This window comes from Pseudomonas sp. FeS53a, assembly GCF_000931385.1.
Taxonomy (GTDB): Bacteria; Pseudomonadota; Gammaproteobacteria; order Pseudomonadales; family Pseudomonadaceae; genus Metapseudomonas; species Metapseudomonas otitidis.
Genome location: NZ_JYFT01000032.1, coordinates 1 through 13,504, shown reverse-complemented (window position 1 = coordinate 13,504; position 13,504 = coordinate 1). Strand labels below are relative to the sequence as shown.

Annotated in this window: 14 protein-coding genes, 2 tRNA genes and 1 pseudogene; 7 read left to right on the top strand and 10 right to left on the bottom strand. The window is 61.0% G+C overall.

The features are described from left to right. Window positions 1–9: 9 nt before the first annotated feature. The 5 genes from SZ55_RS09055 (at window position 10) to ychF (ending at window position 3,581) form a co-directional block, all read left to right on the top strand. Window positions 10–84 (top strand) — tRNA-Gln (locus tag SZ55_RS09055). Window positions 85–168: 84 nt separating this feature from the next. Next, complete coding sequence (locus SZ55_RS09050; RefSeq protein ID WP_044404458.1) at window positions 169–1,110, top strand: ribose-phosphate pyrophosphokinase; 942 nt, start codon at window positions 169–171, stop codon at window positions 1,108–1,110. A gap of 108 nt (window positions 1,111–1,218) precedes the next feature. Next, window positions 1,219–1,821, top strand: coding sequence for a 50S ribosomal protein L25/general stress protein Ctc (locus SZ55_RS09045; RefSeq protein WP_044404455.1), 603 nt, complete (start codon window positions 1,219–1,221; stop codon window positions 1,819–1,821). Window positions 1,822–1,853: 32 nt separating this feature from the next. Next, a complete protein-coding gene (gene pth / locus SZ55_RS09040; protein ID WP_044404452.1) occupies window positions 1,854–2,438 on the top strand; it encodes an aminoacyl-tRNA hydrolase in 585 nt (194 codons plus the stop codon). 42 nt (window positions 2,439–2,480) lie between these two features. Further along, complete coding sequence (gene ychF / locus SZ55_RS09035; RefSeq protein WP_044404449.1) at window positions 2,481–3,581, top strand: redox-regulated ATPase YchF; 1,101 nt, start codon at window positions 2,481–2,483, stop codon at window positions 3,579–3,581. A gap of 58 nt (window positions 3,582–3,639) precedes the next feature. On the opposite strand, the gene SZ55_RS09030 is transcribed toward ychF, so the two are convergent. The 7 genes and pseudogenes from SZ55_RS09030 to SZ55_RS09000 all read right to left on the bottom strand — a co-directional run bounded on the left by SZ55_RS09030 (window position 3,640) and on the right by SZ55_RS09000 (window position 8,750). After that, a complete protein-coding gene (locus SZ55_RS09030) occupies window positions 3,640–4,026 on the bottom strand; it encodes a carboxymuconolactone decarboxylase family protein (RefSeq protein WP_044404447.1) in 387 nt (128 codons plus the stop codon). Further along, on the bottom strand, window positions 4,019–4,429 hold the full coding sequence (locus tag SZ55_RS09025; RefSeq protein WP_044404445.1) for a MerR family transcriptional regulator: 411 nt from the start codon (window positions 4,427–4,429) through the stop codon (window positions 4,019–4,021). Before SZ55_RS09025 ends, SZ55_RS09030 begins: the two co-directional genes overlap by 8 nt. Window positions 4,430–4,497: 68 nt before the next feature. Then, window positions 4,498–5,838: a dihydroorotase gene (locus tag SZ55_RS09020; protein WP_044404442.1), complete on the bottom strand. Its 1,341-nt coding sequence runs from the start codon at window positions 5,836–5,838 to the stop codon at window positions 4,498–4,500. 89 nt (window positions 5,839–5,927) lie between these two features. Further along, window positions 5,928–6,338, bottom strand: a pseudogene (hisI, locus tag SZ55_RS09015) (phosphoribosyl-AMP cyclohydrolase); the annotation flags it as partial. Further along, window positions 6,335–7,204, bottom strand: coding sequence for a metal ABC transporter solute-binding protein, Zn/Mn family (locus tag SZ55_RS09010; protein WP_044404512.1), 870 nt, complete (start codon window positions 7,202–7,204; stop codon window positions 6,335–6,337). The pseudogene hisI and the gene SZ55_RS09010, both read right to left, overlap by 4 nt. A 17-nt stretch (window positions 7,205–7,221) precedes the next feature. Continuing rightward, window positions 7,222–8,082: a metal ABC transporter permease gene (locus SZ55_RS09005; protein WP_044404439.1), complete on the bottom strand. Its 861-nt coding sequence runs from the start codon at window positions 8,080–8,082 to the stop codon at window positions 7,222–7,224. After that, window positions 8,082–8,750, bottom strand: a complete 669-nt coding sequence (locus tag SZ55_RS09000) for a metal ABC transporter ATP-binding protein (protein WP_044404436.1) — start codon at window positions 8,748–8,750, stop codon at window positions 8,082–8,084. The genes SZ55_RS09005 and SZ55_RS09000 overlap by 1 nt, the downstream gene beginning before the upstream one ends. 219 nt (window positions 8,751–8,969) lie before the next feature. Between SZ55_RS09000 and SZ55_RS08995 the strand changes: the two genes are divergently transcribed. Continuing rightward, a tRNA-Met gene (locus SZ55_RS08995) sits at window positions 8,970–9,046 on the top strand. Window positions 9,047–9,169: 123 nt separating this feature from the next. On the opposite strand, the gene SZ55_RS27965 is transcribed toward SZ55_RS08995, so the two are convergent. The 3 genes from SZ55_RS27965 to SZ55_RS27345 form a co-directional block, all read right to left on the bottom strand. After that, window positions 9,170–9,538 (bottom strand): hypothetical protein, encoded by a 369-nt coding sequence (locus tag SZ55_RS27965; protein WP_152644460.1) that lies wholly within the window; start codon window positions 9,536–9,538, stop codon window positions 9,170–9,172. Window positions 9,539–10,256: 718 nt separating this feature from the next. Further along, window positions 10,257–11,108 (bottom strand): HNH endonuclease, encoded by an 852-nt coding sequence (locus SZ55_RS27960; RefSeq protein ID WP_330217333.1) that lies wholly within the window; start codon window positions 11,106–11,108, stop codon window positions 10,257–10,259. A gap of 61 nt (window positions 11,109–11,169) precedes the next feature. Continuing rightward, entirely contained in the window at window positions 11,170–12,288 is a 1,119-nt protein-coding gene (locus tag SZ55_RS27345; protein ID WP_082078186.1) for a GTP pyrophosphokinase, read from the bottom strand. A 788-nt stretch (window positions 12,289–13,076) separates the two neighbouring features. Here SZ55_RS27345 and SZ55_RS08975 point away from each other — a divergent pair. After that, window positions 13,077–13,379 (top strand): hypothetical protein, encoded by a 303-nt coding sequence (locus SZ55_RS08975; RefSeq protein ID WP_152644458.1) that lies wholly within the window; start codon window positions 13,077–13,079, stop codon window positions 13,377–13,379. Window positions 13,380–13,504 lie beyond the last annotated feature (125 nt).

Sequence of the window (13,504 nt, the reverse complement as noted above, 5' to 3'; positions counted from 1 at the left end):
AAACGATATAGGGGCGTCGCCAAGCGGTAAGGCAGCAGGTTTTGATCCTGCCATGCGTTGGTTCGAATCCAGCCGCCCCTGCCATACACGAAGAAGCTGTTCAAAAGCCTCGGCGTTTGAACAGCTTTTTAATTCATCAGGTCCACCCTCAGCCGGCAGGTACTGCGCGTGTCCAAGATGATGGTCTTCACGGGGAACGCCAACCCCGATCTGGCGCGTCGCGTCGTACGTCAACTGCATATCCCCCTCGGTGATGCCTCTGTAGGCAAGTTCTCCGACGGCGAAATCAGCGCGGAAATCAACGAAAATGTCCGCGGTAAGGACGTCTTCCTGATCCAGCCCACGTGCGCGCCCACCAACGACAACCTGATGGAGCTGGTGGTGATGGCTGACGCCTTCCGCCGCTCCTCGGCGTCCCGTATCACCGCTGTGATCCCCTACTTCGGCTATGCCCGCCAGGACCGCCGCCCGCGTTCCGCTCGCGTGGCGATCAGCGCCAAGGTCGTGGCCGACATGCTCACCGTGGTCGGCATCGACCGCGTGCTGACCGTCGACCTGCATGCCGACCAGATCCAGGGTTTCTTCGATATCCCCGTGGACAACATCTACGGCTCCCCCGTCCTGGTGGATGACATCGAAGACCAGCGTTTCGACAACCTCATGATCGTCTCCCCGGACATCGGTGGCGTGGTACGTGCCCGTGCCGTCGCCAAGTCCCTGGGTGTCGATCTGGCGATCATCGACAAGCGTCGCCCCAAGGCCAACCAGTCCGAAGTCATGCACATCATCGGTGATGTGGACGGCCGGACCTGCGTCCTGGTCGACGACATGGTCGACACCGCCGGCACCCTCGGCCACGCCGCCAAGGCCCTGAAGGACCACGGCGCTGCCAAGGTCTACGCCTACTGCACCCACCCGGTGCTGTCCGGTCGTGCCATCGAGAACATTGAAAACTCCGTGCTGGACGAGCTGGTGGTGACCAACACCATCCCGCTGTCTGCCGCGGCACAGGCCTGCTCCCGTATCCGTCAACTGGATATCGCGCCGGTCGTGGCTGAAGCGGTCCGCCGCATCAGCAATGAGGAATCGATCAGCGCGATGTTCCGCTAAGGAACGCGCCTGACGAAAACGCCCCGCTCCGGCGGGGCTTTTTTGCCTAACCGCCCAAGATGCTGGTCGCAAGCACTCGGGGCGGTTTGGCTATTTTGGAGAACTGCAATGACTGAATTCGCCCTGAACGCTTCCGTACGTTCCGACCTGGGGAAAGGTGCGAGCCGCCGCCTGCGTCGTAACGAAGCCCAAGTTCCCGCCGTTGTCTACGGTGGCGACAAGGCTCCGCAATCCATCGGTCTGCTGGCCAAAGAACTGGCCAAGCTGCTGGAAAACGAGGCTGCCTTCAGCCACGTGATCGCCCTGAACGTCGCCGGTGCCACCGAGACCGTTCTGATCAAGGCCCTGCAGCGTCACCCGTCCAAAGGCTTCGTCGTACACGCTGACTTCCAGCGCGTCGTTGCCGGCCAGAAGCTGACCGCTCACGTACCGCTGCACTTCCTGAACGAAGCCACCGCTGTTGGCGTGAAGACTGGTGGTGGCGAGATCTCCCACACCATCTCCGAAGTCGAAGTTTCCTGCCTGCCGAAAGACCTGCCGGAATTCATCGAAGTCGACCTGGCCAAGGTCGAAGTGGGTCAGACCGTTCACCTGTCCGACCTCAAGCTGCCGAAAGGCGTCGAGCTGGTGGCCCTGGCCCACGGCAACGACCTGGCAGTTGCCAACATCCACGCTGCTCGCGTAGCGAAGGAAGAAGGCTCCGCCGAGTAATTCGCGCAGCCTGAAAAGGAAGGGCCCCTGTCGTGACCGCCGTACAACTGATCGTCGGCCTGGGAAATCCAGGCCCCGAATACGACCAGACCCGGCATAACGCAGGGGCCCTTTTCGTTGAGCGCGTGGCAGACAGCCAGCGCGTCAACCTGTCTCTCGACAAGAAATATTTCGGCCTCGTTGGCAAATTCAGCCACCAGGGCCGCGACGTTCGTCTGCTCATCCCCACCACCTACATGAACCGCAGCGGCCAGTCCGTGGCGGCGCTCGCCGGTTTCTTCCGCATCCCGGTCGACGCGATCCTGGTGGCCCACGACGAACTCGACATGCCCCCCGGCGTCGCCAAGCTCAAGCAGGGCGGAGGCCATGGCGGGCACAACGGGTTGCGCGACATCATCGCCCAGCTCGGCAACCAGAACGGCTTCCATCGCCTGCGCCTCGGCATCGGCCATCCCGGGCACGCCAGCCTGGTATCCGGCTACGTCCTCGGCCGCGCACCGCGCAGCGAGCAGGAACTGCTCGACACCAGCATCGACTTCGCCCTCGGCGTGCTGCCCGACATCCTCGCGGGGGACTTCACCCGCGCGATGCAGAAACTGCACAGCCAGAAGGCCTGATCCACACCTCTTATATCGCCCCATTGGCGCGAGGGACATAGCATGGGATTCAATTGCGGCATCGTCGGCCTGCCCAACGTCGGCAAGTCCACCCTGTTCAACGCCCTGACCAAATCCGGCATCGCGGCGGAAAACTTCCCCTTCTGCACCATCGAGCCGAACAGCGGCATCGTTCCCATGCCCGACGCACGCCTGGAAGCCCTGGCCGAGATCGTCAAGCCGGAGCGGGTCCTGCCCACCACCATGGAGTTCGTCGACATCGCCGGCCTGGTCGCCGGTGCCTCCAAGGGTGAAGGCCTGGGCAACAAGTTCCTCGCCAACATCCGCGAGACCGACGCCATCGCCCACGTCGTGCGCTGCTTCGAGGACGACAACGTCATCCACGTCTCCAACAGCGTCGACCCCAAGCGCGACATCGAGATCATCGACCTCGAACTGATCTTTGCCGACCTCGACAGCTGCGAGAAGCAACTGCAGAAAGTGGTCCGCAACGCCAAGGGCGGCGACAAGGACGCCATCGCCCAGAAGGCCCTGCTGGAACAGCTGATCGCCCACTTCACCGAAGGCAAGCCCGCGCGCAGCCTGATGAAGAACATGGACGACGAGCAGAAGCGCGTGATCCGCGGCTTCCACCTGCTCACCAGCAAGCCGGTGATGTACATCGCCAACGTCGCCGAGGACGGCTTCGAGAACAACCCGCACCTGGACGTGGTCAAGGCCATCGCCGCCGAAGAAGGCGCCGTGGTCGTACCGGTGTGCAACAAGATCGAAGCCGAAATCGCCGAGCTGGACGACGACGAAGAGAAACTGATGTTCCTCGAGTCCATGGGCATGGAAGAGCCGGGCCTGAACCGCGTGATCCGCGCCGGCTACAACCTGCTCAACCTGCAGACCTACTTCACCGCTGGCGTGAAGGAAGTCCGCGCCTGGACCGTGCGCATCGGCGCCACCGCCCCGCAGGCGGCTGCCGTCATCCACACCGACTTCGAGAAAGGCTTCATCCGCGCCGAAGTGGTCGCCTATGACGACTTCATCCAATACAAGGGTGAAGCCGGCGCCAAGGAAGCCGGCAAATGGCGCCTGGAAGGCAAGGAATACATCGTCAAGGACGGCGACGTGATGCACTTCCGCTTCAACGTCTAAGCCCTCCCCGCTTTACCCGAAGCCCCCTGCGGACCTGCTCCGCCGGGGGCTTCGTGCTTCAGGCCGCCTCACCCCGCTGCTCGAACACCTCCCGCGCCACCGCCAGGCCGTTCAGCGCGGCCGGGAAGCCGGCGTAGACGGCCATCTGCATGATCGTCTCGACGATCTCCGTGCGGCTGGCGCCGACGTTCAGCGCGCCGTGCACGTGGACCTTCAGTTGCGGGGCGGCGTTGCCCAGGGCGGTCAGTGCCGCCACCACGGCGATCTCCCGGCTCTTCAGGTCCAGCCCCGGGCGGGAATAGATGTCGCCGAAGGGGAACTCCACCAGGTAGCGCGCAAAGTCCGGGGCGATGCCCGCCAGGCTCTCCACCACCCGCTCACCGGCCTCGCCGTCGATCTCCTTCAGTTTCGCCAGCCCACGCTGGTAGCGGCTCTCGTCATTCATCTGCGTTGCCCTTCTCGGTTGATGGCTCCAGCCCCAGGGCCTGCTCGCACGCGCGGTAATGCTCGATCTTCGCGTGCAGCGCATCGGCGGCCTGGCGCATCGCCTCGATCTCGGCCAGGACCTCCGCAAGGTGGCCCTCCAGCATCTGGCGACGCGCCGGCACCGTCGGGTCCCCGGCGCTCCTCAGCGCTGCGAACGCCTGCATCTTGCCGATGGGCATGCGGGTCGTGCGCAAACGCAGCAGGAACTCGATCCAGGCCATGTCCGAAGCCGCGTAGCGCCGCTGCCCACCCGGCGCCCGGCCCACCGGGGCGATGAGCCCGATGCGCTCGTAATAACGCAGGGTGTGAGCCGTGAGCCCGGTGCGCCGGGCGACTTCGTCGATGCTGAGATGAGGTTCCATGGGGCGATCCTAGAAGTTCGAGCGCGCTCTAAGTCAACCCTTTGCCGGCGACACGTCAAGCGCTGCCCTCAGCGCCTTCGAAAACGCAGGGGCAGGCCCTGGCAATCCTCCCCGAAGCGTCCCAGGTGCCAGCCCAACTGGCCCGACACCAGCGTGGTGCGCACCGCGTGGCGGAAGGTGCGGCCCTGGAACGGCGTCCAGCCGCATTGCGCGTGGATCGGGTCCGCCTCCACCGGCCGGGGCTCGGCCAGGCGCTCCACCAGCACCAGGTCGGCCCAGTAGCCCTCGCGCAGGTAGCCTCGCCGCTCGATGGCGAAGCGCTCCGCCACCGCGTGGCTGGTCTTGTGCACCAGCAGCGTCAGCGGCAGCAGCCCGTCGGCCACCAACTCCAGCAGCGCCGGCAGGCTGTGCTGCACCAGCGGCAACCCGGCCGGCGCCTGGGCGTAGGGCCGGGCCTTCTCCTCCCGGGTGTGGGGCGCGTGGTCGCTGCCGATCACGTCCAGCCGCCCGTCCAGCAACGCCCGGCGCAGGGCATCGCGGTCGGAGGGCGCCTTGATCGCCGGGTTGCACTTGATCAGGTGGCCCAGGCGCGGGTAGTCACGGTCATCGAACAACAGGTGGTGCACGCACACCTCGGCGGTGATGCGCTTGCCCGGCAGCGGCCCGGGGATGAACAGCTCCAGCTCCCGCGCGGTGGTGATGTGCAGCACATGCAGGTCGGTGCCGAAGCGACGGGCCAGCGCCACCGCCCGGCTGGAGGAGCGGTAGCAGGCCTCCGCATCGCGGATCAGCGGGTGCGCGTCGGGCGGGATGGCATCGCCGTAGCCGGCCGCCCACTGCGCCTCGCGCTCGCGGATGCGCGGCGTGTCTTCGCAGTGGGCCAGCAGCAGCGTCGGGCACTCGCGGAACAACCGCTCCAGGGACGCTTCATCGTCCACCAGCAGGTTGCCGGTGGAGGCGCCCATGAACACCTTCACCCCCGCCACCCGCTCCGGATCGAGCCGGGCCACGGTGTCGAGGTTGTCCCGGCTCACGCCGAAGTGAAAGCCGTAGTTCACCGAAGAACAGGCCGCCGCGCGGCGCTCCTTCGCCGCCAGCGCCTCCAGGTCCAGGGTCGGCGGCTGGGTGTTGGGCATGTCCATCACGCTGGTCACGCCCCCGGCCAGCGCCGCGCGGGACTCGCTGAGGAAGGTGCCCTTGTGGGGCGCGCCGGGGTCACGGAAGTGCACCTGGTCATCGATCATCCCCGGTAGCAGGTACTGGCCGTTGGCGTCGATCACCCGCACATCCGGCCGGGCGCTGATGCTGCGGTCGATACGCTCGATACGGCCGTTGTGCACCAGCAGGTCGGCCTCCCACTCGCAGCCTTCATTGACCAGGCGGGCATTGCGGATCAGCAGGTTATGCATGGCTGGAACTCGTTCTGCAGGGCCTGGTAACCGGGCCCCAGGTCGATGGGGACAAGGGCCACCTGTTCGGACGGGTGGGCCGGCGCGCCAGGCTCGGGCGCCGCGCACGTCACCCGCAGCCCCGCGCCGGAAAGCTGGTTGTAGAAGCACGAACGACGCCCGGTGTGGCAGGCCGGGCCGGCCTGGTCCACCTGCAGCAGCAGTGCATCGCCGTCGCAATCCAGATGGGCGCTGACCAGGTGCTGCACATGCCCGGAGGTGTCCCCCTTGCGCCACAGGCAGCGGCGCGAGCGCGACCAGTAGCACGCCCGCCCCTCCTCCAGCGTGGCCCGCAGGGACTCGGGGTTCATCCACGCCAGCATCAGCACCTCGCCGCTGTCGTACTGCTGCGCCACGGCGGGGATCAGCCCATCGGCGCTCCAGGGAATGGCCGCCATCACCGCCTCCAGATCCCGCCCGGTGCCGGCCGGGCTCCGCTCCAGTTGCAGCCAGAAGCTCATGGCGCCAGCGCCTGCAGCAGCCGCTCGACGTTCTGCCGGTACATGCCCAGGTAGGTGCTGGCCGGGCCCTCGGCCGCCAGCGCATCGGAATACAGCGTGCCGCCCACCCGCGCGCCAGCCTCCTCGGCGATCTGCTTCACCAGCCGCGCATCGCGGATGTTCTCCACGAAGATGGCGCGCACACCCTCCGCCCGCAGTTGGCGGATCAACCCCGCCACCTCGGCGGCGGAAGGCTCGGCCGCATCGCTCACGCCCTGGGCCGCGAGGAACTGCAGGCGCCACTCCTGGGCGAAGTAACCGAAGGCATCGTGGCTGGTCAGCACCCGGCGCCGCTCCGGCGGCAACGCCATCAGGCGCGGGGCGATGCTCTGCCGCAGCGCCCCCAGGCGGCCCAGCCAGGAGTCCCGCCGCGCCTCGAAGGCTGCCGCCCGGGCCGGCACCAGCTGCACCAGCGCCTGGGTGATGTTGCGCGCGTAGATCTCCGCATTGCCCAGGCTCTGCCAGGCGTGGGGGTCCACCAGGCGCTGGTCGTCCTCCAGCACCGTCATCGGCACCACGCCCTTGCTCGCGTCGATGCGCGTACCGCGCGCCTCGCCGTTGGCCAGCAGGCGCTCCAGCCAGGGCTCGAAGCCCAGCCCGTTGGCGATCACCAGATCCGCCTCCAGCACCGCGCGCACCTGGGCCGGAGCGGGCTCGAAGACGTGGGCATCGGCATCCGCCCCCACCAGGTTGGTGAGCTGGATGTCGTCCCCGCCGATCTCGCGGGTGATGTCCGCCAGGATGCTGAAGGTGGTCACCACCCTCGCCTTCTCCGCAGCGGACAGTGAAACGGGCAGGCACAGCAACAGCACAACGCACAGGCGCATGAACATGCGGGGGCTCCTCAACAGGGCACGGGAAGGGGCGCGCGTCGCAGCAAGCCGTGGACCGGCCCGACGAACACCGAAATCAGGTAAGCCAGCCCCGCCAGCAACACGATGCAGGGGCCGCTGGGCAGGTTGGCGTGGAACGACAGCAACAGCCCCAGCCACACGCAGCTCGCGCCGATGCCCGCCGCCGTCAGCAGCAGCACCGGCAGGCGCCGGCTCCAGAAGCGCGCCGCAGCGGCCGGCAGCATCATCAGCCCCACCACCATCAGCGCACCGATGGCGTGGAAGCCGGTCACCAGGTTGAGCACCACCAGCGCCAGGAACAGCGCATAGGCCGGCGCCCCGAAGCGGCTCACCCCGCGCAGGAACACCGGATCGAAGCTGTCCCACAGCAGCGGGCGGTAGATCAGCGCCAACAGCGCCAGGCTCGTGCCGGCCACCGTCAGCATGCTGCGCAGCGTCTCGCCGTCCACCGCCAGGGCCGAGCCGAACAGCAGGTGCAGCAGGTCGATCCGGCGCCCGGCCAGCCCCAGCAACAGCACACCGCCCGCCAGGGAAATGGGGTAGATGGCCGCCAGGCTCGCATCCTCCCGCAGGCCGGTGCGGCGAGTGATCCATGCCGCCAGCCCGGCCATGCCCAGCCCCGCCACCAGCCCGCCGAAGGTCAGCGCCGGCAGGCTCAGGCCGAAGAACCAGAACGCCAGCGCCGCACCGGGCAACACCCCATGGGAAATGGCATCGCCGATCAGGCTCATGCGCCGCAGCATCAGGAACACCCCGAGCGGCCCCGCGCTGCACGCCAGCGCCACCCCGCCCAGCAGCGCCCGCTGCAAGAAGGCGAACTCCGCAAAGGGTTGCCAGAGCGCTGCGAACATCAGGCCACCTGCTGGCGGGTCGGCGCCGGCAGCAGCACGCGGCTGGCGCCGTGACGGCAGCCGTCGGCGCGGATCAACAGGCAGCGCGGCAGGCGCTCGCGCACCGCCTCCAGGTCATGGCAGACCACCAGTTGCGTGCGCCCCTCCCGCTGCCAGCGGGCGATGCGCTGCCAGAGAATCGCCTGGCCCTCCGCGTCCAGCGCCGCGTCGGGTTCGTCCAGCAACAGCAGCGGCGCGTCCATCAGCTCCAGCCGCGCCAGCAAGGCCCGCTGCAACTCCCCGCCGGAAAGCGCCAGCAGCGGCTGGTCGGCCAGCGCCTCCAACTGCCAATCCGCCAGGGCCGCCTCGCAGCGCCGACGCCGCTCCACCCGGCTCAAGCGGCTGCGCCACAGCCCCGCCATCGCCAGCTCCCCCAGGCTGAGAGGGAACTGCCGGTCCAGCGCCTGTTGCTGCTGCAGAAAGCCCACCGCCCCCAGGCCCGCCGCCCCGACGCTCACCCGTCCGGCCAAAGGGCGCTGCAAACCGGCGATCACCCGCAGCAGGCTGCTCTTGCCGCACCCGTTGCGCCCCACCACCGCCGTAAGGCTGCCGGCCGGCAACGCCAGGGAAAGCGGCGGCGCCAACGGCCGCGCAGGCGGCCCCCATTGCAAGGCATCGAACTGAAGCATCGTCAGGTCCAGGGCGTGGGAGAAAGGGCTGTAGGAAAACGCAAATGTTATAAAGTAACAAATCACGCTTCACAACCCATTTCCCCGCGCACGCCCCCTCCCCTTTTCCAACCCGAACGCCAACCGGCACCCACCGCTAAGCGGTTGATCGCCCTTCGAAAAATTCTGAAAAGTGGGGTTGACAGAGGCAGGAAGCGAGAGAATAATGCGCGCCACGTTGGCTACGTAGCTCAGCTGGTTAGAGCATAGCATTCATAATGCTGGGGTCCGGGGTTCAAGTCCCTGCGTAGCCACCATACAAAACAAAGGGTTAGCTTCGGCTAACCCTTTGTGCTTTCTGGGGTGTTCATTTCTTGGCGCTCCCCTGCCCGCCTCCCTGCATCACGCCCTCCCCCTGATTGCTCTCACCGCAGCGACCCTCATGCTGCGCCGCCCTTCCCTGGCTCCCCGCTCTGGCACGCGCCTCCGTCAACAGCACCGCTTGTTGGATCCCGCGACCACAGCGCCCGAATCGTGCGGATGGTGGAAAGGAAGACCTCGCTGGGAAAACGCTCACGGCAATGACCATCGATGGTCATGAAGAACGCTTCCTCATACACGCCCGCCATGGGCAGGACCACGCCGACGATGTGCTTGCAGCACCAGATCGGCGCCTCGCTGTCGTCCCACACAAGCTCGACGAGCACCGTCTTGCCGATGTAGCCGATAGCCGTGTTCGCATCGAATTCCAAAGCGCCACGCTTGCCAGTGGTAGCCGCTTTGAAGGGTGAATCCAGGTGCCGTCTCATTGCCTATCCCTGCCTCTGAAATGCCCATAAACTGTGACTCAATCACGCTCACGAATGACGAAATATTCGTCATTTGAGCCAACTATACACGACGAAATATTCGACACAACGAAATATTCGTCAATTTTATAGATGGTTTTTGAATATGGAAGATCGGCTCAGGGAGGTTGTAAGGCATATAGGCCCTTCAACCTTGGCGAAAAATACGACCATCAGTGATCGACGCCGGTGGCAAACCGTGGCGACTGACTTCAGAACGAAAACCCGGGTCGAAGACCTGGCAGCGCTGCTGGCCATCTACCCCGAGTACGAGCTCTACATCATCCACGGTGAGACCGACCTGGCCCGGGGGCAGATCAGCCCGGGCGTTACCGAAGCAGATGTGGAGTTGGCGGGGGACGGAGCGGGGAGTAGGTAAGGGTGGTAGTGGGGTGGCGGGGGTTTAGGCGAGCGGGATGACCTCAGGGATGGACAAGCAATGAGCAACATCATCGCCATGGCAAGACTCATGCAAACTGAAGCGGCCAGAAACCCTAGCAAAGCCTATCCGAAAACAGAACACTTCCTACCACTCTAACAAGAAGGAGTTCATAGAGATGTAAGGGAGGCTTCGCTATATGAACATATAAAAACCCTATCACCCCCAAATAAGTAACGCGCCCTGCATGAAATTTAAAACTCTATCGTAAGACAACCCTTTATAAACCAAAGCACGCCCCTATAAAATCTCTTCTAATCGGTTATACAGCCTGCCTTCAAATTCAGCATAAACACCCGACCGCAAGATATTATTTATAACAGGATCTTCTCTCCCCAAAAATAATTCGACCGATAAGGCAAACGCATCGATATCAACTTTCTCATGCAAAGTAATAGCCTTTAAAAGGCTAACAAGAGAGCGAGAAATAGATATTACCTTCTTATCAGCCCCAGCTAGAAACGAATTTCTTATTTTCATAGCCAATGAATAAGAAAAGCTTTGAACATGAGAATAATTTATATCCTCAACAGAAAATATTTCATATACATCATTTATGGCCAATTGAACCTCAGGAAGCTCAACCCCTAAAGACTCAAGAGATTTTTGACACCTATTAATTCGCTGATAAATGTGTACACCGTAGGCGTTACTTGGTTTCCCTCGCATTCTTGCTGCATGCTCAGAGTGTTCTAGCGCCCAAAAGGCATTATAAGAAAGCTCAAACAAAGCAAAGGCACTGTAATTTCCGCAGGCCTCTGAAAGTGCAGTTCTGACCCAGCTTTCATGTTGCCGCTTAATCTCTAACACCCTAGGAGCTGTATAATACAAAAATTGATCATCTATGCACTTATGATGGATTTTGCATAATAAAATTAAATTTTCCGCTCTATCTCTTTCCTCAAAAGTCATGCATGACTGCCCTCTAGGGCCATCAGGGCTGCGCGCGACAATATGACATAAATCACCTACAAGAGACTCATCATCTGTCGGAGTTGCCTCAACAACAAGCTCACGCCTGCAAGTTGGAAACGAGCAGCGACTAGCGGCCGCGCCCCATATCTGCTTTGATGCCTTTAAGCTTATAGCCAATACTTTACCACCCAATTAAATTATAAAAATAAATACAACCTCCAATGACACCCACTTAAATCTATTCGCCTGTATGCAATTCTGAAGAGGCTGAATTTATAGCAAGAGGATCAAATGAGCCAACTGGTATATTTGCCCTCTTGAATTTTTCAATAAATTTTTTACGAGACCTCTGAAACCACTCTTCAGGAGCCCAAGGGTGACGCTGAATAAATATTTCCCCCATTGCAGCAAGCAGAACTGATTCAAAGCGGCTTAATTGACCTTGCCTAGCACCTTCTGCAATTCTGGAGAGCTTATCGTCATCGTATTGATTGATCGCATCATCGATCTGTTCAAGGGAGGTAAAGCCGAGCCGAAGAAGGAGCCTAGCCATCCAATCATAAGAAAACTCTGACATCCTACCATCAGATCCAAGCGTCTTATCTAGGTAAGTTTTAAGGGAGTTCGGTGTAATCTCAATAAAAGAAAAATTTCCGCTACTTATTTGAGTTTCTGCAGTTCTTGTTAAATCACGATCCGCATCTTGTATAGCCTGAAACTCCCTATCTGCAATTTCGAGCAGCCCCGCAAGAGACATAAAGCGTCGCTTAATATCGCGTGGAATTGTCGCAGATGACTTATACTGAATATCATGCTCAATCTCCGCCCATGCGTGCTGCAAAATTGTTCTAACCTGAACCTCGACAACTTTATTCTCAAATCTTTTATACTCAGGTAATTTTGTTCTATTATCATCTAAAGCCACAAGATAATGAACACTCTGGTAACCCAAGCGCTCCTCCTCAAGAAGACTTTCACCTTTATCAAGATGCTCTTTAACGGAAAACTCCTCCCGAAGCATCTTATCTATTTCCAATACAGTACGAGGAAAAAAAGCAATAATACGAATAGCAGCCTTATCCGTGATTTGATTAAGTGGATCGGCATACATAGGTCGATTGGGATCGATCTTTGAGGGTTTAGATGCTTTTCTACCGAAACTAGTAGGGTCTTTTGCACGCGCTTCAATAGAGTGTGGCTGAATACCACGTCGCTTCAGCGCCTCATCAGAAATACGTTTGGCAACTGCTGCGAGATCGGAGAAAAAGCTTAATTCTCGCAAATACTCAGATACGGCAACTTGCTCATGCCTAGAAAAGTCAAATTTCTCTTGCATCACTGTTTCTTCTGAGTTCATTGGCTTAGTCTCAATTTTTGGTTCCACAGAGCGCCCGCAGCGAAAAAACAATTAAGCGACTCTCCGGGCAGCTAATGGACGCACGCTGACGCAAACTGCAACATAGACTTTACGGGCGAGCGAGTCTTACTTGATATCGCATTCGAGGGAACTGATAGCGCTCGCAACTACTGACTGGCCTGCTTACAGTAGCTGCGCCAGACGGCAGACTAGATGATGAATTGATTTTGCCTTTATCATTAAGCTTTTGGCCGAAACGGAAATCCCAATTTTCATCTATCCACTTGATTTCCGCAGAGCAGATCAATGGCAGGGGATCGGTCAAGGCAAGAATGAGCCGAATCATGCGGTAGCTTCCGTGCATGGGGGAGGAACTGGTTAGTCCGAAAGCGCAACGGTTTAGGTAAATAGAGAACCGCTAGCAGCCAAAAAAACCACGCGACGGATACTAGCCAATAGCCGTCATGCACGAAAGCCCTACTTTTTACAGGCCTCCAGCTACTGACAAGTAACGTGTCGTTTTCTCATCCAGCTTCAACCGCCTTCATTGTACGGTCGATACTCCTCTTCATTTCCGTTCAGATGGAGCCTCAAAAGCCATCGCGCCCCGAACCACAGCTCGATAAATTCCATCCTGTGTCTGGCTGGTAGGCCAGCATGATGGGCGCCCGAGGCTAATGGCCAGGCGCCTCAGAAGGGCAAAGAACAATTGCAAAGGAAGCAGTTAAAAAAAGGTGATGCTGGCACTCGCACTCTTGGCAACGACCGCTCATGCCGAGGACTTCGACATGAAGTCGTACGTGGACAGTGCGTACCAGAAAGGTGATTCCGTCCCCTTCAAATGCGTAGAGGCTGATGGCTCTTTCGACTCCTTACATCTCTACGACGAAGAGGAGATGCTTTGGACCAGATACGTGGGGGGTGACCCGGTAGCAAGGCAGTTCGTAAAGCCCAGAATCTCGAAAGACAAGGTCGTGATTCCGCTCGAAAGCGCTTATGAAGGTGCCTCCGAGCGGGTGTTCACCTTTGTAGCCAAGGAAGGGAACAAGGTGACCTGGAACCACGGGAAGCCGTGCACAGTGAGCCTGTAGCCCGGTCTGCCTCGGGCTGGGTGGCCCACGCCCTTATCCACACCTCCCGCATATACAACTCCTCCGGCAGCACATAGCCCCAGCGTCCCCGGATATCGGTGCGGGGCGCGCGGGGGCGCTGGGGC